This window comes from Streptomyces turgidiscabies Car8 (assembly GCF_000331005.1).
GTDB lineage: Bacteria > Actinomycetota > Actinomycetes > Streptomycetales > Streptomycetaceae > Streptomyces > Streptomyces turgidiscabies.
This window is the reverse complement of the sequence record NZ_AEJB01000465.1, coordinates 1-20,347: the sequence shown is the minus strand read 5'-3', so window position 1 is coordinate 20,347 and position 20,347 is coordinate 1. Positions and strand designations below refer to the sequence as shown.

The window sequence follows — 20,347 nt, the reverse complement described above, 5'->3', positions numbered from 1 at the left end:
AAGAGCCGCGCCAGATGACGCAGTGCCTGACGACGTACTGAGGGTGCGTGCGGACGGCGTCGTCACCGGCCGTGGGTACGTGGGCCGGGAAAGGGCCGCTGAAGTGGCGGCGGCGGTGCCCGAGTCGCGCACCCGAATTCTCGACTGGCTCCGCAACCTGTCCGGCGACGGCGACTGGCGGAGGTTCGAACGGCTCGCGGGAGTGGCGGTACACCTGCATCCGGAAGGGCTTGCACCGATCCTCGTGTCGGTGCTCGCCTCAGGCGAACCGGGCGTGAACGCGGAGGACCTGGTCGACATGCTCGGTGAACTGCGGGCCTCCGAGGCGGTGGAGGCGATCAGTTCCCTCGTGCGGGGGCGGAAGGACTCCGACGGGCCCACGTACGCCCTGTGCGTCAAGGGAATCGAATCGCTCGGAGAAATAGGCACTCCTGAGGCGAACCGGTTCCTGAAGGACATCGCCACGAGCGAGCCGAGCGCATGGCCTGCTCGGCTGAGGTGGCACGCGGCGGAACAGCTGGGCATCGAGGATGAGCTCGGGTTCGACGAGGACGAGGTGCTCGGCGGGTAGAGGGCTGTGTCACTTGGCGCAGGGGAAGCTGGTCATCGGAGGAGGATTCGGTGCCGCGCGTCGATCCTGGATCAGAAACGAAACCGCCCGCAGGGCAGCTGGCCCAAGCCTCGCAGGGCATGAGGTCAGGTGGTCAGGTGGTCGGTGTCCGCCTTGAACACCTCGACGAAGGCGGTGAAGGCCCGCGCCGGGAAGGTGAGTGAGCCGTGGGCCGGGTCCTTGGAGTCGCGTATGGCGACCCGGGTGCGCAAGTCGGCTATCTCCACGCAGGTGTTGCCCTCGGCGCCGCCGGAGAAGCTGGATTTCCGCCAGTTCAGGGACTGGGTCATGGGACGCGCCTCACAGTTCCTTGGACAACCGGTGGATGAATTCCCGGGACGCCGTGGGATCCAGCGTTGCCCCCTCCACCTTACGGAAAAGTGTTCGGAGCGTGCTCAGTTGCGGCTCTACGTCGATGAACGCGGTGTCGGCTGCACCGTCCCGGAACCCGGTGTCGAGTTGGGGTACCCGCCCGCCCATGTACATCATCGAGGCGCCGGCGCCACCGAAGCCGTCCTGGTCGGTGGGGATGACGCGCACGGTGACGTGCCCCTGCTCGATCTGGTCCAGGATCTGCCCGAGTTGAGCTCGGGAGACCTGGCGGTTGGCCACCCGGATGCGCAGTGCGAACTCGTGGACGATCGTCTCGTACGGGGTCGGGGCGTCTCCCTGTACGACAGTGCGGCGCCTCATGCGGTGTTCGACCCGAGGCGTCAACTCGCTCTCCGGTAGCTCCGGGCGCATGTACCCGAAGACCGCGCGGGCGTAGTCCGGGGTCTGGAGGAGCCCGGGAACCTGCGTGATGACGATCTCGCGCAGGAAGGTCGCGTGGTGCTCGGCCTCTGCCACGTCCAGGTTCACCTGGGGCAGAACTCCTCGGTACTTGTCCCACCAGCCACGCGCGCGGTCGCCCGTCATTCCCGTCAGGGCGTCGATCAACGCGGTGTCCGTGCAGCCGTAGTGGGCCGCCAGCTGGCGGATGCGGTCCGCGCTGACGCCCGCGATGCCGGCTTCCATCTGGCTTATCTGGGCTGACGTCGAGTTGAGGAACTCTGCCACTTCACGGGCTTTCAACCCGGCGGCCTCGCGCAGCCTGCGCAGTTCCGTCCCCAGACGCACCTGTCGTGCGGTGGGGTGGCTCCTTGGTGCCACGCACTCTCCCAATTCCAACAGCCGCGAAGAAATGCCCCGTTCGGGTGTCAGGCTACGGCAAAGGGTTGCATGGGCAGAAATTATTGCCCTACCGTCAGTGCTGCGACGCACACGCTGTGGAACCAACGGGCCCCCGGAAGCGCACCACTCCGTCCTGCCACGAGGGCTGCGGCACAGCCTCCGCCCGCCCCCCCCCCAGCGATCAGCCAACTGCCCTCCCCACCAACGGAGTCATGGCATGCCCGAATCCGAAGGAATCGCCCTCGCCGAGAACGCCCCCTGGGAGTACGTCCTCCACATCCCGCACGACCTCCGCGCCGTCACCGTCTGCCGCCGCACCGTCCGGCTGGTCCTCACGATGCACGGGCTGATCCGCCTCGCCGACGTCGCCGAACTCCTCGCGACGGAGCTGGTCAGCAACGCCGTACGGCATACGAAGGGCCCCGTCGCCCTGCGCCTGCGTATGCGGGACGGCACCCTGCGCGGCGGAGCGTGGGACGCCGATCCCGAACCGCCCGCACCGCCGCCCTCGGTAGAGGTGTTGGCGCAGCTCACCCACATGGAGGAGGGGCGCGGCCTGGCTCTGGCCGGTTCGTGCGCCGATCTGTGGGGCTGGCAGCCGCTGAGCAGGGATGGCCGGCGAGGCAAGTACGTATGGGGTGACCTCGTCGCGGCGTAACTCGTTGATCGAACCGAACAGAAGATGGAAAGGAGAGCGGATGGTCAGCTCGCCGCACGAAGGCCTGCACCGGATCTGCCAGAAGGATCCGGCGGGTTTCACGCGCACCCTTCAGCGTGTGCTGCGCATTCCCATTCCCGAGCCGCGTGAGTTCGCGGTCCTGAACGCGGACCTGACGGAGATCGAGCCGGTCGAGCGACGCGTGGACACGTTGCTGAGGGCCGAGACGGACGAGGGTACGTACCTCCTGGTCGTCGAGTCACAGGGAGAGCAGGACAAGGAGAAGCGGAGCAGCTGGGCGTACTACCTCAGCTACCTGTACGCGAAATACCGCTGGGAGCCGGTGCTGATCGTCCTGACCCAGAGCAGGTCCACGGCCCGCTGGGCGGCCCGGCCGATCCGCCTGGGCCTGCCCGGCTGGCACTCGCTCACCGTACGACCGCTTGTGCTGAGCCCGGAGAACGTGCCGCTCATCGCCGATGAGGCCGAGGCCAAACGGGATGTGTTCCTCGCGGCGTTCTCGGCGATGACGCATGGTAAAGGCCCGGGTGCCGCTGCCATACTGAAACCGCTGGCGGCAGCCCTGGAGACCACCGACACCGAAGGCGCGGGGATGCTCGCGCAGTTCGTCGAGTCATGTCTGGGTGATGCCCAGGCCAAGCAGATCTGGAAGGAACTGATGATGCCGGTCAACTACTTCTTCCGGCACGAGGTCGCCGAGAAGGTCCGCGAAGAGGGCCGGGAAGAGGGCCGGGAAGAGGGCATCGAGAAGGAACGCGCATCGATGGTCCTCCGGATCCTCGACTGGCGCGGCATCTCGGTTCCGGACTCCGTGCGCGACCGGGTGGAGGCGTGCTCGGACCTGGACCAGCTCGAAATCTGGGCCCAGCGGGCGGTCGGTGCGACGACCGCGGAGGATCTGTTCGCCAGCGGCGCGGTGTGATTCGCTCCGGCCGCCGGAACGGGGTCCGCGTCAGCGGTTGACCGACTGGATCTCCTGGACGTTGATGTCCTGCGTCGTCTCGAACGTGCCGTTCGGGAGGGTGTCGCCGGTGCCGTCGCTGCCCTGCCAGGTGACTTCCCAGGTGACGGAGGCCTTCAACTGGTAGGGGCTGCCATCGGTTGCGCGCAGGTACGTGATCCCGCACGGCGGGGCCTCGGACGCCCTGCCTGCCGCGTACGGCGTGCCGATCGAGCCACTCTCGTTGATCGTGCAGTCGCCCGAGGCCGGGTTCGTCGTGGCGTCGGCTGTGCCCGGGTCCAGGTGGAGGGCGACCGGCTTGGCTGTCGTCTCCGCCCACAGACCCGTGTTGGGAAGCTCGGCGCGAACCTTGACCTCCTGGAAGGTCCCCTTGTCCAACCAGACCCAAGTGGGCAGGTTCACCGTGGACTTGGCCTCCGGCCTCAGCTCCACTTTGGTCTCCGGGACCTTGATCTTGTCGTAGGCGTACTCGGCAAGGGTCTTCGGCGTAGGCATGTTCGGGTCGTTCGGAGTCTCGCCCGCATCGACCCAGAACATGATGCGACCGCAGTCCCACGAGTCCGGGTCGCTGGGGTCAGGCGCGACCCCGCGCCAGAAGTAGCCGTCCTTACCGAGGTTGTAGTTCTCGTAGCCATCGGCGGCGCTGCTGGTGGGCGAGTTCAGATCGAAGTTGTCCGCAGACTTGCCGTCCTTGTAATGGTCCGTCCACAACTCTTTGCCCCACCACGACTCATGGATGCCGACATCGCCGCCACCGTCTGTGTCCACGAAGTTCTTGAGCTGTACGGACGTGAACTCGGGCTCGTACCAGCAGGCCGGAGGTTTCCAGTTGGGGTCGAGCGTCGCGATGTTGCCCCGCTTGCCGCCGCCGTCGCCGCTCACGTACTTGATCCGGATGTGAGAGACCGAAGCAGAAAGGCCACCCCTTCCGTCGGTGCCCCCACTGGGCTCATCGGGCGGCGGCACAGTGGTGTTGGTCGTCGGTCCGGCGGCGTGGGCGGTTCCCCCGGACAGCAGCACGGCTGCACATGTCAGGACCGCGGACCACGGCGGGACTCGACGCGCGAACGTCATCGCTGACACGCCTTTACGCGGCCCTGCACCTCGATCTGCAGAACCTTCCAGATCTTCTGCGATGCCTGCGGCGGCTTCATCAGAAGGCGGAACTCCTGGTAGTCGTCAAGGCTCGGCTTGGTGTACTTGATCTTGTTTGTCTTGACGTTCTTGCCGTAGAACTTGCTCTGATCCCGGCACATCGTGACCAGGACGCCGTCGGAACTGCCCACATCGTCCGTCTTGGCCTTGTAGTAGCTGTCGATTCCCGTGGCCGTCCAGTCACCGTCCAGATACGCCTGGATCTGCTCCTTGGCGTATTTGGTGGCGTTACCGAGCGAATAGAACTCATACGCCGGGTCATCGGCATCCTGGGCGCTGATGCCGTGATTCAGGGCGAGGATGTAGTTCTTCGCGTTGTCGAGGGCTGCTGTGTGCTGGTCGTCGGCCGGAGGCGTGACGTCGAACTGGACCTTCAGATCGCTCGGCAGGCTCAGGTCCGGTTGACCTGCGGCTGTCGACACCGAAGCCGAAGCCGAAGGACTACTACCCCCCGAATCCGCCCCCTTGATGTCGTCCGGCGACGAGTCGTCGCCCCCGCCGCATCCGGTGAGCAGAAGGGCCGCTGTCGCGGTGAGCGTGGTGACGGATACGGACAGGGCGCGGCGGGCCACGGTTGATCTCCCCCGGGGTCGGACTCGGCGTGTGTACGGCAGAGAACGAAGCTATCAGGGGTGCGTAGAGGGCATTTGTGTGCCGCCAGGGGGTTGTGTGGGGACCGTGAGAAGTGTGTCGTGGCGGTTGCGAACGGTCCCTGTGACCATCGGCCCCTGTATCGACCGGTCCCCACGCCCGAAATAAGATCCCGATAGGCTCAGCACACCCCCATATCTCGCTCCCACCCCACACGACACGAACCCAGGACACCCGCCATGCCGCGACGCAGCACTTCAAGCCGGACGGGAAGCCCCACGGGCAGCCGGACGGGAGGCTCGCCGGGTCCGGGGAACGCTCCGGGGCCAGGGAGTTCGCCGACCCCGAGGAACCGCACCCCCCAGCCCCTCCCCAGGCGGCGCCGTAGCTTCGGTGACTTCGTCAAGGCGTTTCTCGCGTTCGTGGCCCTCGTCGGGCTGCTCGTCGGGGTGCCCTACGCGCTCGCCGTGACCATCGGCTGGCCCTTCCCGGACGGGTCGCCCTCCCTGGACTGGCTCCAGGAAGAGATCACGGTCAAGACGTTCCAGAACATCCTCGGCGTCATCGTGTGGATCGCCTGGGCCCAGTTCACCGCGTGTGTGCTCGTCGAGGTGAAGGCCGCGCTGTCCGGGGTCGGGATGCCGGGGCGGGTGCCCGGGGCCGGGCCGAGTCAGCTGCTCGCGCGGCAGCTCGTCGCCGCGCTGCTGCTCGTGGGTGCCACGGCCGCCTCCTTCACCCCGGGGCTCTCGCAGCTCGGGCACAGCATGGAGGGGAACCAGCAGGGCACGGTCGCCTCCGCGCAGGCCACGCCCGGCGGTTCACTGAGCGGGATGTTCGCGCAGCAGCAGGAACAGGCGGCCAGTACCGCCGCCGCGCTCGGGCAGCAGGCCGCCGACGCCGCAAGTCACGCGGAGGTCGGGGGACCGTCGGTCAAGGCCGAGGACACCAAGTACTACCGGATCCAGCCGCCCGAGGGGCGTCACCACGACTCCCTCTGGGAGATAGCGCAACGCCACCTCGGCGACGGGCGCCGGTACGGCGAGATCTACCAGCTCAACAAGGACCGTGTGCAGCCTGACGGTTCGCGGCTCTCCGAGGCCAGTCTGATCCGGCCCGGCTGGATCATGCAGATGCCCGGCGACGCCCGCGGCGGCGACCTCGTCGAGATGCCCAGCACCGGCACCACCGCATCCGGCACCACCGCTCCTGACGCCGGTGCCGCCGTCACCCCGCAGGTCGCCCAGCAGATCAACCAGTACGCCCAGACCGGCGACCACGCGCAGCAGGCCGGCGGCGGACAGCGCGGCGGCACCGCCTCCCTCGACACCAACACCACCCGCATCAGCCTCGGCGGGCAGCGCTCCGCACCCGGCGCATCCCAGGCCACGCCCGCCGTGACACACGAGCAGCACGCGGCGGCGGAGACCGCGACCTCCGCCGAATCCGACGCCGGTTTCTCCTTCGGCCTCCCCGAAGCCCTGCTCGGCGCCCCCCTTCTCGCCGCCGGTCTCCTCGGCGCCCTCGGTCGCCGGCGCCGGCAGGCCCTGTGGCAGTCGGCCCTCGGCGCGGTCGGCGGGCGGCGCGGTATGGAGCCGCCCACGCCGACCGGTGCCGCCGCCGACGCCCAGGACGCGCTCCTCATCGGCGCCGACCCCGAAGGCGTACGCCTGCTGGACCGCTCGCTGCGTGGCCTGGCCGCTTCCCTCGCCGGAGAGTCCCGCGCGCTCCCCACCGTCTACGCCGCCTGGCTCAGCAACGGTGACCTGCACCTCCAGCTCGCCCAGCCCGCCGGAAAGCCCCCGGCCCCGTGGCAGCTCGGGCAGGACCAGACGTTCTGGCTGCTGGCCCGGACCGACGCCGAGCGCTACGAGGATGTCGACACCGCCGCTCCCTACCCGGGCCTCGTCAGCCTCGGGACCATGGACGACTCGCGTCTGCTGCTCAACCTGGAGTCGGTGCCCGGCATCGTCTCCCTCAGCGGCAGTGAGTCCGACCGGGCCGCCGTATTCGCCTCTGTCGCCGCCGAGTTGGCCACCAACGGGTGGTCGGACCGGATGACCATCACCCTCGTCGGATTCGGCCAGGACCTCACCCCCCTCGCGCCCAACCGGCTGCGCCACCTCGACGACATCGAGGCCCTCGTCGAGACGATGGAGGCCGAGACCCGGCAGCGGCGCGGCGCGCTCGGTGCCGCCGGTCACGACTCGGTCCTCACCGGCCGTACCGGGCCTGCCCAGCACACCCGTTGGGCCCCGCACCTCGTCCTCCTCGCCGCCGAACCCTCCGCCGACGACGCCGTCAAGCTCGCCGAACTCGCCGCCGACGCAAGCCGGTTGGGCATCGGATACCTCGTCGGCACCGACAGCGGTGATCTGCCGGGCGCAGCCTGGGAGATGGAGATCACCAGCGAGGGCAAGCTCCTCGCACCCCTCCTCGGGCTCGAACTCGATGCCCAGGTGCTGCCCGTCGCCCAACAGCGGGCGGTCGTCGAGCTGTTCGTCGACGCCGACCCCGAACACGCGCCGGACGGACCGGCGACGACACCGCCCTTCCTCGTCGACATCAGCGAGCAGGGGCGGCCGGCGGTGTACGCCCGGCTCGTGGGCCCGTACGAGATCATCGGCCTCGACACACCCGACGGAGAGCGCAGCCCGCTCCAACACGAGGCGCTCGCACTGCTGTTGCTGCACCGCGAGGGTGTGCACCCGCGCGTACTGTCCTCGGCTCTCTGGCCGCGCGGTGTCACCGACGACGTACGCGAGGCGCTTCTCGACCGACTGCGCGTCTGGCTCGGCACCGACCCCGACGGCACCCCCCGGCTGGCCACCGACGCCAACGGGCGGCTCATGCTCGCCAAGTCGGTCGTGTCCGACCTCGATGTGCTGCGCTCCCTCTACCACGAGGCCACGCAGGGCAAGGGCGTCGACAGCCGGGTCGTACGCGGCCGGCTCCTGACCGACGCGCTCGCGCTGGTGCGCGGGCCGCTGCTCGCCGACCGTGCCGAGGGCCGCTACGGCTGGCTCACGCACGAGATCATCGACGCCCAACTCCCGCTGTTGGTAGCGGACATCGGGCTCGCGCTCGCCGAGTTCCACCTGGTGAAGAACCGCGCCGAGCGGGCCATCGAAGCGCTCGCCGCCGCGCTCAACTCCGCCCCCGGCGACGAGCGGCTGTGGCACGAACTCCTGCGCGCCACGCACGCCACAGGCGACACCGACAAGCTCCAGCAGGTCGCCGCCGACCTGATCGGCCGCAGCGGTGCGCGCGGCCTGCCGCCCCGCACCGAGGCGCTCCTCGACGAGCTGCTGCCGACGTGGCGCGACGGTGCGGCGGCCGCCGGATGAGCGCTGTCGGATGAGTGTCGACCAGCTGATCGTGGTCGTCGCCGCCCTCTGGGGCGCGGCGGCCGGGACGCTCGTACCCCGCGCCGCCTACCGGTTCTCCGTCCCACCCGAGGAGACCTGGCGGGACCGCTGCCCGCAGGGTCACCCCCTGGGCGGCTGGCTGGGCCCGGCACGCTGCACGACCTGCGCCGGCAGCGGCAGCGGCAACGACCAGAAGGACGCCGGGCACCTCGCGACGGGCGCGGCCGGCCCCCCGTACGACGGAAGTGAGAGCAGGAGCAGGAGCAAGAGCGAGACCAAGAGCAGCGACGGAGCTACGAATGCTTCGTACGGAGCTACGAGTGCCTCGTACGGGCCCAGCACGCCCCTCCTCGCCCTCGCCACCGCGCTCGTGTGTGCCGCGCTCGCCGTCGCGACCGGTACCCGGCCCGAGCTCGGGGCCTGGCTGCTGCTCGCGCCCGTCGGGGTGCTGCTCGCGGTCGTGGACTTCCGGGTGCAGCGGCTGCCCGACCCGCTGACCCTGCCGCTGGCCGCCGCCGCCCTCGTCCTGCTGGGCGGGGCCGCGCTGCTGCCCGAACACGCGGGCGACTGGCTCACCGCCCTGCTGGGCGCACTGGTGCTCGGCGGCGCGTACTTCGTGCTCTTCCTCATCAGCCCGAACGGGATGGGCTTCGGCGATGTGAAGCTCGCCCTCGGGCTGGGGGCGATGCTGGGCTGGTACGGCTGGGGGAGTGTCGTGCTCGGCACCTTCGCCGGATTCCTGTTCGGCGGCCTGTACGGTCTCGCCCTGGTCGTCGCGCGGCGCGCCGGGCGCAGGACGTCCATCCCGTTCGGCCCGTTCCTGATCGCGGGCGGGTTCGTCGGGCTGCTGATCGGGGCCTACGCGGCCTGACGTGAGGCGGGGCGAGACGCTGACGTACGCTGGAACGGTCCGCCTCACGCCTTCCGAAGGGACGCCCGGTGACCGAGAACGCCGCCCCCATGTCGTTTGATGTCACAGCCGTCCTCGCCCGTGCCGCGGCAGGCGGGCGGATCACCCCCGAAGAGGCCCTCCACCTCTACCGGGACGCCCCGCTGCACGCGCTCGGCTCGGCCGCCGACACCGTACGCCGCCGCCGGTACGCGGGTACGGAGCACATCGCGACGTACATCATCGAGCGCAACATCAACTACACGAACGTGTGCGTCACGGCGTGCAAGTTCTGCGCGTTCTACGCCGCCCCCAAGGACAAGGCCAAGGGCTGGACCCGGGACTTGGAAGACATCCTGCGGCGCTGCGCGGAGACCGTCGAGCTCGGCGGTACGCAGATCATGTTCCAGGGCGGCCACCACCCGGACTACGGCGTCGAGTACTACGAGAAGCACTTCGCCGCGATCAAGGCCGAGTTCCCGCAGCTCGTCATCCACAGCCTGGGGGCGAGCGAGGTCGAGCACATGGCCCGGATCTCCAAGGTGTCGGTCGAAGAGGCGATCACCCGGATCCACGAGGCCGGTCTCGACTCCTTCGCCGGCGCCGGCGCGGAGCTGCTCCCCGCGCGCCCCCGCAAGGCCATCGCGCCCCTCAAGGAGTCCGGCGAACGCTGGCTGGAGATCATGGAGACCGCGCACGGGCTGGGCGTCGAGTCGACGTCCACGATGCTCATGGGCACCGGCGAAACCAACGCCGAGCGCATCGAGCACCTGCGGATGATCCGTGACGTACAGGACCGGACGGGCGGCTTCCGCGCCTTCATCCCGTACACCTACCAGGCCGAGAACAACCACCTCAAGGGCCGTACACAGGCCACGATCTTCGAGTACCTGCGCATGATCGCCATCGCCCGTCTCTTCATGGACAACATCGCCCACATCCAGGGCTCGTGGCTCACCACGGGCAAGGAAGCCGGCCAACTGTCCCTGCACTACGGCGCGGACGACCTCGGCTCGATCATGCTGGAGGAGAACGTCGTCTCCAGCGCCGGTGCCAAGCACCGCTCCAACCGTATGGAGATCATCGACCTGATCCGCAAGGCGGGCCGCGTCCCCGCCCAGCGGGCCACGACGTACGAGCACATCGTCGTCCACGACGACCCGGCGAACGACCCGGTCGACGAGCGCGTCATGTCCCACATCTCGTCCACCGCGATCGAGGGCGGCACGGCCCACCCCGAGCTGAAGCTCCTCGCCAGCAACTGAGTAACCGAGTAACCGAGTAACTGGGCAATCGACCGACCGACCGACCCACCGACCAACTGGTTTGCCTGTGCTGACGATTCACGCCGCCGACGAGGTGCGTACCACCCCGGGCGCGGACCCGTTGAAGGACGGCGCCGTCGCGGTCGACGGCAACCGGGTCGCCGCCGTGGGCCCGCTCGCCGAGGTGGCGGAGCGGTTCCCCGAGGCGCGTCTGCGGCGCTGGCCGGGCGTGCTGGGCCCGGGGCTTGTCCACGAGGGCCCACTCCCGGACGCCCCGACCCCGCGCGAACGCGTGCACGCCGTGCTGAAGGGGGGCGCGGTGGCGGTACTGGAGGAGTACGTCACCTCACCGGACCTCCGATCAGCCGCCGCCCGTAACGACGTCGCCGTACTGACGCGGACACGGACCCCGGCGATCATCGAGGGGGAGCGAGCCGACCTGGCCGTTTTCGACGGGGAGGGCATGTGCGTGGCCACGGTCTGCGCAGGCCGCCTGGTGCACAGACGCCGGTGAAGGGTGTCTTTTTCAGGGGTGCGGGGAACTGGGTCTTTTCAGGGGCGCGAGGAACTGCGCGACAAGCCCCCACGCACCCGAACCCGAACCCGAACCTGAAAAGAAACGCTCATAACCTCACTCATCCCGAAAACGCCTCCCCAAAAGCCCCTGCATCCTGAGAAACCCCACTGCAATTGGTCGCCGCGTCATCAGAAGCGGCAACTCCTTCCTCGCACTCCTGGTCCCGGAACGTCGACCACATCGAAACCCACGCAACCCCTTCTTCTCCGCGAACGCCCGCACTTCCGCCGCGTCCGCCAGAGAGAACGTCTCGTTGTCGACGTCGTTCACACCGATCATCGACGTCAACGCCATCCCCTGCCACGCCCCCGCCTCCGAGAGCCCGAAGATGTCGGCAAGCTGATCGTGCGTCGCCGCGGCCGACGCGAGCGCGTACTGCCCCATGTCACCGGCGTACTCGCTGCTGTAGTTCATCGTCATGATGTTGACGGTGGACACCTGCACGGAGTTGTTGTTGGCCGAGTCGAGCAGGGCCACGCTGTCGTCGTCGAGGCCGATCGGCATGACGGGCAGGGTGAAGGTGACGCTCAGGTCGGTGCGCTCCTTCTGCAGCAGGGCGATCGCCTTCGAACGCAGCTCGACGGAGGCGGAGTCGGTGAGCGTGTCACCCTCGACGTCGAAGTCGGCCTGGGTCGAACCTGCGGCGTCCAGGGCGGCTCCGTAGGCCTTGGCCAGCGCGGACGCGCTGTCGCAGACCTCGGCGAGCTCCTTGCCGGAGGCGCCGCCGAAGGACACACGGACCGAGCCACCGGGCGCCGTGAGCTTCGCAATCCGGGACTTGACGGCCGAGTCGCCGATGGCCGTCGTACCGTTCCACTTCGGTGTGCAGGTCGTGCCGTCCGAGATGACGAACGCCAGGTTGTACGTCGCCGGCGAGCCGGCGCTGTCGTTGCCGGACGCGTCGGTGGCACTGACGTACGGGGCGAACTCGGTGGTCGAGGCTGTGTTCGCCGAGGGCGAGGCGCTCGACACCGCCTGTTGGGAAGGGGTCTCGGAGGCGGCGTCGGAGCCGCTGTCCGCAGCGTTGTCCGTGTTGCTGTTCGTATCGCTGTCCGAGCCCGATGAGCACCCCGCGCAGGTCAGCGCCACCAGACATGTGAATCCGGCGGCCGACCTCAGAAAACGCCTCATCGCGCATGCACCCGCTCTCGTGATGTCTGTCCCAGGATGGAAACAAAGTGTGTTTCCGAAGTGGATCCGGAGTGGAAAGGTCTCACACGAGACTGTCCTTCATGAGGACGGTCGACCCACAGAGAGTTCATGGACAGCGCACCGTGAACGGTGTGATTGGGGCAAGCAAGCAGGACAATCGACTCCTTTCCATCGAGGGTGGGTTGCGCAGGCTTCCGGGGAATCTCTCAGAGGATGCACAGGTTAAGGAGTTTCTCATGGGCGTCTCACATGAGAACCAGAGTTTCAGTCACATGAAGCCCTCCTAATGTCCGGGGAATGCATTCCGAGCCTGCCATCGAAAACCGTGCCGCCGGCCGCGGCCGTCGCCGTAAGAGCGGCAAGGGGTCCGAGGGGTCCGCGGACGGACCCGTGTTCGTGGACAACTCCGGCCGCCGGGCGAAACTGCTCCGCCGGTTCGGCACCTTCGTCGGTGTCGTCTGTCTTGGGTATGCCGTCGTGCTCGGCATGGCCTTCATGGGCTGGGGCACGTCGCTCACTCCGTCCTCGCTGCTGCCCTTCGGGGGCGGCGGCCCCGGCGGCAATCAGGGGCCGGGCAGCAACCAGCAGCCGCAGGGCGGCTTCGGGGCGGTCCCGTCGGGCGCGCCCACCGGCGGCGCCACCCCGCCCGCCAAGCCCTCCGGCACTCCGCCGGCGGGCATCGCCACGGGCGAGCCGCCCGCTTCGACACCGACCGCGTCCGCCTCCGCGTCCGCCTCCGCGGACGCCAACTGACCGGAACGCAGCCACCACATGACTACGACGACCACCTCGCGCGGCCGCAGGCGCGCCCCCTCGAAGGTGCAGCGGGCCGCCGGCAAGGCCGCGGCGCTGCAGAAACCGCGAGTCATCCTCGCCCTGCTGCTCCTGCTCGCACTGACCAGCGTGATGCTGCTCGACGGCTATCTGCGCGCGGAGGTCGGCGGCGACCAGCGCGTACGCACCGGGGCCAGCTCGAACGACGTCCCCGACAAGGTCATAAACGGCGGACCGATCCTCAGCTTCCGCAACGGGCAGGCCGTGATCCGGTCCGTGCCGGAGAAGACCATCGCGCTCACCTTCGACGACGGTCCCAACCCCACCTGGACGCCCCAGGTCCTGAAGATCCTCGAGGAGTACGACGTCCCCGGCACGTTCTTCGTCGTCGGGTCGATGGTGTCGCGCTACCCGAGCATCGTGCAGACGGCGGTCGACCAGGGCAACGAGATCGGCATCCACACCTTCACGCACGTCGACCTCTCCTACCAGAGCGACGCCCGCGTCAACCGTGAGATGCAGCAGACGCAGCTCGCGCTGGCGGGCGCGGCCGGCATCACGACGACGCTGTTCCGGGCGCCGTACTCGTCGGAGGCGGACGCCATCGACAACTACAGCTGGCCCGTCTACAAGAAGCTCGGCGAGGAGGGCTACACCAGCGTCTTCGTCGACACCGACAGCGACGACTGGAAGCGGCCCGGCGTCTCGAAGATCGTCAAGTGGGCCACGCCGGAGGACGGCAAGGGCGCCTCGGTGCTCTTCCACGACGCCGGCGGCGAGCGCTCGCAGACGATCAAGGCGCTGCCGACGTACATCAAGAAGATGAAGGCCGCCGGCTACACCTTCACCACCATCAGCGGCGCGATCCAGCAGCAGGCCTCGAGCGCCCGGCGGACGGCCACCGGCACGGGGACGAGTACGGGGACAGGTACGGGCGCCACCGCAGGCCCGGGTTCGGGCACGGCTACGGGTGCCCCGGGCACCGCCGACGGCCAGCAGTCCGGCGGCGCGCCGACCGGCCAACAAGGCAACGGTCAACTCGGCAACGGCCAACAGGGCAACGGGCAGACGGGTAACGGACAGACGGGCAACGGCCCGGGAGGCGGCGGGACGTCGAGTCTTCAGGCCGCCCACCGCACCGCCACCGGCGCGACCCTCTACGAGGGCAAGGCCCTCATCGCGGCCGTGGCGGTCGCCGAATGGGCCGTACCGGGGTTGGCGACCGGCCTCGCGGTCGTCGGCTTCGCCGTCATGGGCCGATTCGGGATGATGCTGATCCTCGCCCGCCGCCACTACCGGCAACGCAACCGCAAACGCGGCCGGGGCGGAAAGTTCAGCTGGGGGCCGACGGTCACCCGTCCGGTCACCGTGATCGTGCCCGCGTACAACGAGAAGGAGTGCATCGCCAACACCCTTGAGTCGCTGGCGAAGAGCACCCACCCGATCGAGATCATCGTCGTCGACGACGGCTCGGACGACAACACGTCCCAGATCGCCCGCGACGCGGCCCTCTCCTTCGGTATGACGAACGTCCGGGTCATCCGCCAGGAGAACGCGGGCAAGCCCGCCGCCCTCAACAACGGTGTACGCAGCGCCAGTTACGACATCGTCGTGATGATGGACGGCGACACCGTCTTCGAACCGGACGCCGTGCACCAGCTCGTACAGCCCTTCGCCGACCCCGAGGTGGGCGCGGTCGCGGGCAACGCCAAGGTCGGCAACCGCAACACGATCATCGGCGCCTGGCAGCACATCGAGTACGTGATGGGCTTCAACCTCGACCGCCGCATGTACGACCTGATGCGCTGCATGCCCACCATCCCCGGCGCGATCGGCGCGTTCCGCCGCGACGCGGTCCTCGAAGTCGGTGGCATGAGCGAGGACACGCTAGCCGAGGACACCGACATCACCATCGCGATGCACCGCGCGGGCTGGCGGGTCGTCTACCAGGAGCACGCCAAGGCCTGGACGGAGGCGCCCGGTTCGCTGAAGCAACTGTGGAGCCAGCGCTACCGCTGGTCGTACGGCACGATGCAGGCCCTCTGGAAGCACCGCAAGTCCCTTACGGACAAGGGCCCGTCGGGCCGCTTCGGCCGCGTGGGCATGCCTCTGGTGGTCATCTTCCAGATCATCACGCCGGTCTTCGCCCCGCTGATCGACGTCTTCACGGTCTACTCGATGATCTTCGTCGACTTCCAGGCGGCGATCCTGGCCTGGCTGGCGGTCCTGGGCATCCAACTCGTCTGCGCGGCCTACGCGTTCCGCTTGGACCGGGAGCAGTACCGGTACCTGCTGATGATGCCGCTGCAGCAACTGGCGTACCGCCAGATGATGTACCTCGTCCTCATCCACTCCTGCATCACCGCCCTCACCGGCGGCCGCCTGCGCTGGCAGAAACTGAAGCGCACGGGCGAGGTCGGCACCCCGGCGGGGGCGAGCTGATGAGCTGGGGGACGGATCAGCAGGGCTACGGCCACGACAGCAACTACGGCTACGGCGACACCAACATGAACACCAACTACGGCCACGGGTACGGGCAGCAGCCGTATCCCACCCGGCAGCCGCACCCCCGGCAGTACGTCGACCAGGGCCAAGTCGCCTACGGGCAGCAGGAGTACGAGCTGGAGTACGCCCCCGAATACTCACCCGAGTATCTGCCGGAGTACGTGGAAGAGCCGGACGCCGCCACCCACGACACCCGGACCACCCACGCGGCCCAGATCACGCACGACACCCAAACCACCCACGACACCAAGGAGACCGAACTCCCGCCGACGGCGAGGAAACCGGCGGGCCGCGACCGTTACTTCGACACGCTGCGCGCTGTCGCCCTCGTCCGGGTCGTCGCGTACCACACCTTCGGCTGGGCCTGGGCCGGCATGGTGTTCCCGTCCATGGGGATCATGTTCGCCCTCGCCGGCACGCTGATGGCGAAGTCCCTGGAGCGCCCCGCTCTCAAGGTGATCAGGAGCCGGGTCCGCCGGCTCCTGCCCCCCTTCTGGTTCTGGGGTTTCTTCGTGGTCGTGGCGATGATGGTCCACGACTGGATGCCGGGCTGGCAGATCGTCTTCTGGGTCGTGCCGCTCGGTGATCCGCCGGGCAACGCCTGGGGCCAGCAGGCCTGGGAGATCCTCTGGTACCTGCGTACGTACCTCTGGTTCGTCCTGCTGTCCCCGCTGCTGCTCCGCACGTTCCGCGTGGCTCCCGTGGCCGTACTGCTCCTCTCCCTGGCCCCGATCGTGGTGTTCCACTACCTCTGGGAGCCCCCGGACAACCGCTTCGGCGACGGCGCCACAGACCTGGCCACCTTCCTCTTCTGCTGGGTGCTCGGTTTCGCGCACCGCGAGGGCGTCCTGCAACGGCTCAAGCCGGCGCTGGTGGTCCTGCTCTCCCTGGCCGCCATCGGGTTCGGCGGTTGGTACGCCTTCACCCACCAGGCCGAGACGGGCTCCTACGACCTCGACGGCATCCCGCTCGCGCAGGCGTTCTGGTCGGCGGGCTTCGTGACGCTGCTGATGTACGCGAAGGCGCATTTCGAGATCGACTTCGCGTGGCTCACCCGCTACAGGCGGCTCGATCGCATCGTGACGATCTTCAACGCGCGCGCCGTCACGCTCTACCTCTGGCACGAGATCGCCCTGATCCTGGCCGTCCCGCTGATCGACCAGTTCTGGAACGTCCCTGCCTTCGAGAAGTACCTGCCGCTGGAGAGCCAGTGGTTCATGTTCGGCGTCGGCTGGATCCTGATCGTCGTGTTCATCCTGCTGTGCGGCTGGGTGGAGGACGTCGCCGCCAAGAAGAAACCGAAACTGCTGCCGTAGGCGCCCGGCAAACCTGCTGCCCGCCCGCCCGCCCGCCCGGTCGGCCGACCGACTGGTGGGTGACGGGCCGGGCGCGTCAGGTACGCCTGGGCCACCCCACCCCATCCCACCCGGCCCCGGATCGCCCCCGCCCCGCACCCGTGCCGCCGGGAGGCCGTGGCCTGCGTACTGCCACAATGGGCACGTGACCCGCGCATCCCTGAACAAGCAGCCGCACGAAGTCGCCTCGATGTTCGACGACGTGGCGGAACGGTACGACCTCACGAACGACGTGCTCTCGCTCGGCCAGGACCGCGTGTGGCGCAAGGAGGTAGCGAAGGCGGTCGACGCCCGCCCGGCGCAGAAGATCCTCGACCTGGCCGCCGGTACGGCCACGTCCTCCCTGCCCTTCGCCCGCACGGGCGCGTACGTCGTCCCCTGTGACTTCTCCCTCGGCATGCTCAGGGTCGGCAAGCGGAACAACCCCTGGCTGCCCTTCACGGCGGGAGACGCCACCAAGCTGCCGTTCAAGGACGACACCTTCGACGCGGTGACGATCTCCTTCGGACTGCGCAACGTCCAGGACACCGGCGCGGCGCTGCGCGAGCTGTACAGGGTCACGCGCCCCGGCGGACGGGTCGTGATCTGCGAGTTCTCGCACCCGACCTGGGCGCCCTTCCGCACGGTGTACACGGAGTACCTGATGCGCGCCCTGCCCCCGGTCGCCCGCGCGGTCTCCTCGAACCCCGACGCGTACGTCTACCTCGCCGAGTCCATCCGTGCCTGGCCCGACCAGCCGGCCCTGGCCGAACTGCTGCGCGACGCGGGCTGGTCGAAGACCGCCTGGCGCAACCTCACAGGTGGGGTAGTGGCCCTGCACCGCGGCTTCAAGCAGCCGTAACCGAAGCAGCCCAAGCCGAAGCAGCCGAAGCCGGTGGAGAGGGCGTAGCCGTCGCTGCTCCCTCTGTGCTCGCCCTCCCGGTCACCCGATCGCCTCGAACGCGTCCCCGGGACGGTCGAGTTCACGCTCCAGTCCGCCCCTGGGCGGCTTCGGCACCCGTGGCTCACGCACCCCCGCGCCACCGCCGCCCTCGCCCTCCTCGAAGTCGAACCACACGGTGACGAGGGCACCGCGCGGTATCTCGACACCCGGCGGCGGATACTGCCGTACGACGTAGTCGACGAGGGTGAGATGGAATTCCGGCCGGTCGGGGGCGGCGAGCAGCACCCCGTGAGCCCTGGCTTTCTCGCGCGCGTCCATGGCCATCAGGCCGACGAGCTTCGGCACACGCACGTCGGGTTTGTCGGGTGTTCTGCGCACAGACCTCACCCCCAGCGGTACGGGCAGGGTAACCCCGGCCGCGTACCGTCCGGAAGCGGTAAGTGATTTCCGGCGCCGAATTACTACCCTCTGTAGCCGTCGACGGTCACAGATCCAGCCGGTAGCAGTGCCCCTCCTGCTCCAGCGTCGGCGTCGTGAAGACGTCTGTGAGCCGCATGCCCAGCCGTCGGGTGACCGCGATGGACCGCTCGTTTCGGGAGAGGACCATCGCGACCACGCTGGGCACGCCCGCCGAGCGCACCCTGTCCAGCGTCAACCCGGCCGCAGCGGTCGCGTACCCCTGCCCCCAGTAGGCCCGTCCCAGCCGCCAGCCGATCTCGATCTCCCCCTTGGGGCCCCAGTCCTGCGGCCACGGCTGGGCGCCCGTGAAGCCGATGACCTGGTCCGACTCGTCGAGCATGGTCCACAGGCAGAACCCGTACTCGGCGTCGTGGCGGCGCTGGCGGGCGGTGAGTTCCTCGTAGACGGAGAGTTCCGCCGACCTGCCCCCGTGGAACTCCATGACGTCGGGGTCGTCGAAGACCCGGTGCCACGCGAAGGCGTCCTCGTCGGTGGGAACACGGAGGCGTACTACGGGGAGCGCTCGGTTCACGGGGCAGCCCTTCAGCCGGGTGATCAGTACTGCTGAATAGACTGCCCATGTCCAGTGCCGGTCGGCACGCAGATTTGAGAGTCTTGGGGAGAACCCGTCGTGACCGAGCCCCTCTCCGAAAACACCGCCGATGTGATCGTCGTCGGGGCCGGACCAGCCGGTTCCACGACCGCGTACTACCTGGCGAAGGCCGGACTCGACGTACTGCTGCTGGAGAAGACCAGCTTCCCGCGCGAGAAGGTGTGCGGCGACGGCCTCACGCCGCGGGCGACCAAGCAGCTCGTCGCGATGGGCATCGACATCTCCGAGGAGGCCGGCTGGCTGCGGAACAAGGGCCTCCGCATCATCGGCGGCGGTGTCCGCCTCCAGCTCGACTGGCCGGAACTCGCCTCCTTCCCGGACTACGGCCTCGTCCGCAAGCGCGACGACTTCGACGAACAGCTCGCCCGCCAGGCCCAGAAGGCGGGCGCGCGTCTGTACGAACGCTGCAACGTCGGCGCCCCGATCACCGACGACCGCACCGGCCGTATCACCGGCGTGCACGCGAAACTCGGTGAGGACAAGCGCCAGGTCACCTTCCACGCGCCGTTGGTGGTCGCCGCCGACGGCAACTCCACCCGCCTGTCCCTGGCGATGGGGCTGCACCGCCGAGAGGACCGCCCGATGGGCGTCGCGGTCCGTACGTACTTCACCTCTCCGCGCCACGAGGACGACTACCTGGAGTCCTGGCTGGAACTCTGGGACCGGCGAGGCGCCGAGGACCGTCTGCTCCCCGGCTACGGCTGGATCTTCGGCATGGGCGACGGCACGTCCAATGTGGGCCTCGGCGTGCTCAACACCTCGGACTCCTTCAAGGAACTGGACTGGCGCGAGGTGCTGAAGGCATGGTGTGCGTCGATGCCGGAGGACTGGGGTTACACCCCCGACAACATGACCGGCCCGATCCGCGGCGCCGCCCTTCCCATGGCCTTCAACCGGCAGCCCCACTACACGAAGGGCCTGCTGCTCGTCGGCGACGCCGGCGGCCTGGTGAACCCCTTCAACGGCGAGGGCATCGCCTACGCCATGGAATCCGGCCAGATCGCCGCCGACGTCATCGTCCAGGCCCACGCGCGGGCCACACCGGCCCAGCGGGAGATCGCGCTCCAGCGCTACCCGCGCGTGCTCAAGGACACCTACGGCGGCTACTACACGCTGGGCCGCGCCTTCGTGAAGCTCATCGGCAACCCGAAGGTCATGAAGATCGCGGCCGAACGCGGCCTGACCCACCCCCTGTTGATGAAGTTCACCCTGAAGATGCTGGCCAACCTGACCGACCCGACGGGCGGCGACGCGATGGACCGGATCATCAACGGCCTGAGCAAGGTGGCCCCGAAGGCGTGACCCAGAGGCCCTTCAGGAAGTGAGGGCCTCCCCCTTGGC

18 protein-coding genes and 1 pseudogene are annotated in these 20,347 nt (G+C 68.8%); 12 read left to right on the top strand and 7 right to left on the bottom strand.

The genetic code is table 11. From position 1 onward, the window contains the following. The first annotated feature begins 22 nt into the window (after positions 1–22). Positions 23–571, top strand: a complete 549-nt coding sequence (locus tag STRTUCAR8_RS33765; RefSeq protein ID WP_006380732.1) for a HEAT repeat domain-containing protein — start codon at positions 23–25, stop codon at positions 569–571. 125 nt (positions 572–696) lie between these two features. Here STRTUCAR8_RS33765 and STRTUCAR8_RS33760 read toward each other — a convergent pair whose 3' ends face one another. Continuing rightward, positions 697–900 carry a DUF397 domain-containing protein gene (locus tag STRTUCAR8_RS33760; protein ID WP_006380716.1) on the bottom strand — a complete coding sequence of 68 codons (204 nt, stop codon included), beginning with the start codon at positions 898–900 and terminating at the stop codon, positions 697–699. 10 nt (positions 901–910) lie between these two features. Next, the gene (locus STRTUCAR8_RS33755; protein WP_044473358.1) at positions 911–1,762 is read right to left on the bottom strand and encodes a helix-turn-helix domain-containing protein; all 852 of its coding nucleotides are present in this window, start codon (positions 1,760–1,762) and stop codon (positions 911–913) included. A 238-nt stretch (positions 1,763–2,000) separates the two neighbouring features. Here STRTUCAR8_RS33755 and STRTUCAR8_RS33750 point away from each other — a divergent pair, with 238 nt between their 5' ends. Together STRTUCAR8_RS33750 and STRTUCAR8_RS33745 are read left to right on the top strand one after the other, a co-directional pair. Continuing rightward, a complete protein-coding gene (locus tag STRTUCAR8_RS33750) occupies positions 2,001–2,441 on the top strand; it encodes an ATP-binding protein (RefSeq protein WP_006380744.1) in 441 nt (146 codons plus the stop codon). A gap of 40 nt (positions 2,442–2,481) precedes the next feature. Continuing rightward, complete coding sequence (locus STRTUCAR8_RS33745) at positions 2,482–3,384, top strand: hypothetical protein (RefSeq protein WP_006380724.1); 903 nt, start codon at positions 2,482–2,484, stop codon at positions 3,382–3,384. A 30-nt stretch (positions 3,385–3,414) separates the two neighbouring features. Here the strand turns inward: STRTUCAR8_RS33745 and STRTUCAR8_RS33740 are convergent, their stop codons facing one another. Further along, positions 3,415–4,497 (bottom strand): hypothetical protein, encoded by a 1,083-nt coding sequence (locus STRTUCAR8_RS33740; RefSeq protein ID WP_044473357.1) that lies wholly within the window; start codon positions 4,495–4,497, stop codon positions 3,415–3,417. Beyond that, a complete protein-coding gene (locus tag STRTUCAR8_RS33735; protein ID WP_006380711.1) occupies positions 4,494–5,150 on the bottom strand; it encodes a hypothetical protein in 657 nt (218 codons plus the stop codon). Before STRTUCAR8_RS33735 ends, STRTUCAR8_RS33740 begins: the two co-directional genes overlap by 4 nt. 258 nt (positions 5,151–5,408) lie before the next feature. On the opposite strand from STRTUCAR8_RS33735, the gene STRTUCAR8_RS33730 reads away from it, so the two are divergent. The 4 genes from STRTUCAR8_RS33730 (at position 5,409) to STRTUCAR8_RS33715 (ending at position 11,202) form a co-directional block, all read left to right on the top strand. Then, the gene (locus STRTUCAR8_RS33730) at positions 5,409–8,513 is read left to right on the top strand and encodes a BTAD domain-containing putative transcriptional regulator (RefSeq protein ID WP_078507402.1); all 3,105 of its coding nucleotides are present in this window, start codon (positions 5,409–5,411) and stop codon (positions 8,511–8,513) included. A gap of 10 nt (positions 8,514–8,523) precedes the next feature. Next, positions 8,524–9,405, top strand: a complete 882-nt coding sequence (locus STRTUCAR8_RS33725; protein ID WP_006380717.1) for a prepilin peptidase — start codon at positions 8,524–8,526, stop codon at positions 9,403–9,405. Positions 9,406–9,494: 89 nt separating this feature from the next. Then, complete coding sequence (mqnC, locus tag STRTUCAR8_RS33720) at positions 9,495–10,688, top strand: cyclic dehypoxanthinyl futalosine synthase (protein ID WP_086025831.1); 1,194 nt, start codon at positions 9,495–9,497, stop codon at positions 10,686–10,688. 67 nt (positions 10,689–10,755) lie between these two features. Beyond that, positions 10,756–11,202, top strand: coding sequence for an imidazolonepropionase-like domain-containing protein (locus STRTUCAR8_RS33715; RefSeq protein WP_006380760.1), 447 nt, complete (start codon positions 10,756–10,758; stop codon positions 11,200–11,202). Between the two features lie 121 nt (positions 11,203–11,323). Here STRTUCAR8_RS33715 and STRTUCAR8_RS33710 read toward each other — a convergent pair. Next, positions 11,324–12,396 (bottom strand): annotated as a pseudogene (locus STRTUCAR8_RS33710) (chitinase). Between the two features lie 318 nt (positions 12,397–12,714). Here STRTUCAR8_RS33710 and STRTUCAR8_RS33705 point away from each other — a divergent pair. From STRTUCAR8_RS33705 to STRTUCAR8_RS33690, 4 genes are all read left to right on the top strand, one after another. After that, entirely contained in the window at positions 12,715–13,170 is a 456-nt protein-coding gene (locus tag STRTUCAR8_RS33705) for a hypothetical protein (protein ID WP_006380741.1), read from the top strand. An 18-nt stretch (positions 13,171–13,188) separates the two neighbouring features. After that, positions 13,189–15,633 carry a bifunctional polysaccharide deacetylase/glycosyltransferase family 2 protein gene (locus STRTUCAR8_RS50575; protein WP_006380754.1) on the top strand — a complete coding sequence of 815 codons (2,445 nt, stop codon included), beginning with the start codon at positions 13,189–13,191 and terminating at the stop codon, positions 15,631–15,633. Further along, positions 15,633–17,012: an acyltransferase family protein gene (locus tag STRTUCAR8_RS33695; protein ID WP_006380731.1), complete on the top strand. Its 1,380-nt coding sequence runs from the start codon at positions 15,633–15,635 to the stop codon at positions 17,010–17,012. The genes STRTUCAR8_RS50575 and STRTUCAR8_RS33695 overlap by 1 nt, the downstream gene beginning before the upstream one ends. A 184-nt stretch (positions 17,013–17,196) precedes the next feature. Continuing rightward, positions 17,197–17,892 (top strand): demethylmenaquinone methyltransferase, encoded by a 696-nt coding sequence (locus STRTUCAR8_RS33690; RefSeq protein WP_006380727.1) that lies wholly within the window; start codon positions 17,197–17,199, stop codon positions 17,890–17,892. Positions 17,893–17,973: 81 nt separating this feature from the next. On the opposite strand, the gene STRTUCAR8_RS33685 is transcribed toward STRTUCAR8_RS33690, so the two are convergent. Further along, on the bottom strand, positions 17,974–18,285 hold the full coding sequence (locus STRTUCAR8_RS33685) for a PASTA domain-containing protein (RefSeq protein WP_100247737.1): 312 nt from the start codon (positions 18,283–18,285) through the stop codon (positions 17,974–17,976). 133 nt (positions 18,286–18,418) lie between these two features. Further along, a complete protein-coding gene (locus STRTUCAR8_RS33680; protein WP_006380715.1) occupies positions 18,419–18,925 on the bottom strand; it encodes a GNAT family N-acetyltransferase in 507 nt (168 codons plus the stop codon). Between the two features lie 99 nt (positions 18,926–19,024). Here STRTUCAR8_RS33680 and STRTUCAR8_RS33675 point away from each other — a divergent pair, with 99 nt between their 5' ends. Further along, entirely contained in the window at positions 19,025–20,308 is a 1,284-nt protein-coding gene (locus STRTUCAR8_RS33675) for a geranylgeranyl reductase family protein (protein ID WP_006380737.1), read from the top strand. Positions 20,309–20,347 lie beyond the last annotated feature (39 nt).

What these genes read in the sequence shown, in the direction of transcription:
- STRTUCAR8_RS33740 (WP_044473357.1), bottom strand. Translation starts at nt 4,497, where the DNA reads ATGACGTTCGCGCGTCGAGTCCCGCCGTGGTCCGCGGTCCTGACATGT.
- STRTUCAR8_RS33745 (WP_006380724.1), top strand. Translation starts at nt 2,482, where the DNA reads ATGGTCAGCTCGCCGCACGAAGGCCTGCACCGGATCTGCCAGAAGGAT.
- STRTUCAR8_RS33750 (WP_006380744.1), top strand. Translation starts at nt 2,001, where the DNA reads ATGCCCGAATCCGAAGGAATCGCCCTCGCCGAGAACGCCCCCTGGGAG.
- STRTUCAR8_RS33725 (WP_006380717.1), top strand. Translation starts at nt 8,524, where the DNA reads ATGAGTGTCGACCAGCTGATCGTGGTCGTCGCCGCCCTCTGGGGCGCG.
- STRTUCAR8_RS33730 (WP_078507402.1), top strand. Translation starts at nt 5,409, where the DNA reads ATGCCGCGACGCAGCACTTCAAGCCGGACGGGAAGCCCCACGGGCAGC.
- STRTUCAR8_RS33760 (WP_006380716.1), bottom strand. Translation starts at nt 900, where the DNA reads ATGACCCAGTCCCTGAACTGGCGGAAATCCAGCTTCTCCGGCGGCGCC.
- STRTUCAR8_RS33705 (WP_006380741.1), top strand. Translation starts at nt 12,715, where the DNA reads ATGCATTCCGAGCCTGCCATCGAAAACCGTGCCGCCGGCCGCGGCCGT.
- STRTUCAR8_RS50575 (WP_006380754.1), top strand. Translation starts at nt 13,189, where the DNA reads ATGACTACGACGACCACCTCGCGCGGCCGCAGGCGCGCCCCCTCGAAG.
- mqnC (WP_086025831.1), top strand. Translation starts at nt 9,495, where the DNA reads ATGTCGTTTGATGTCACAGCCGTCCTCGCCCGTGCCGCGGCAGGCGGG.
- STRTUCAR8_RS33695 (WP_006380731.1), top strand. Translation starts at nt 15,633, where the DNA reads ATGAGCTGGGGGACGGATCAGCAGGGCTACGGCCACGACAGCAACTAC.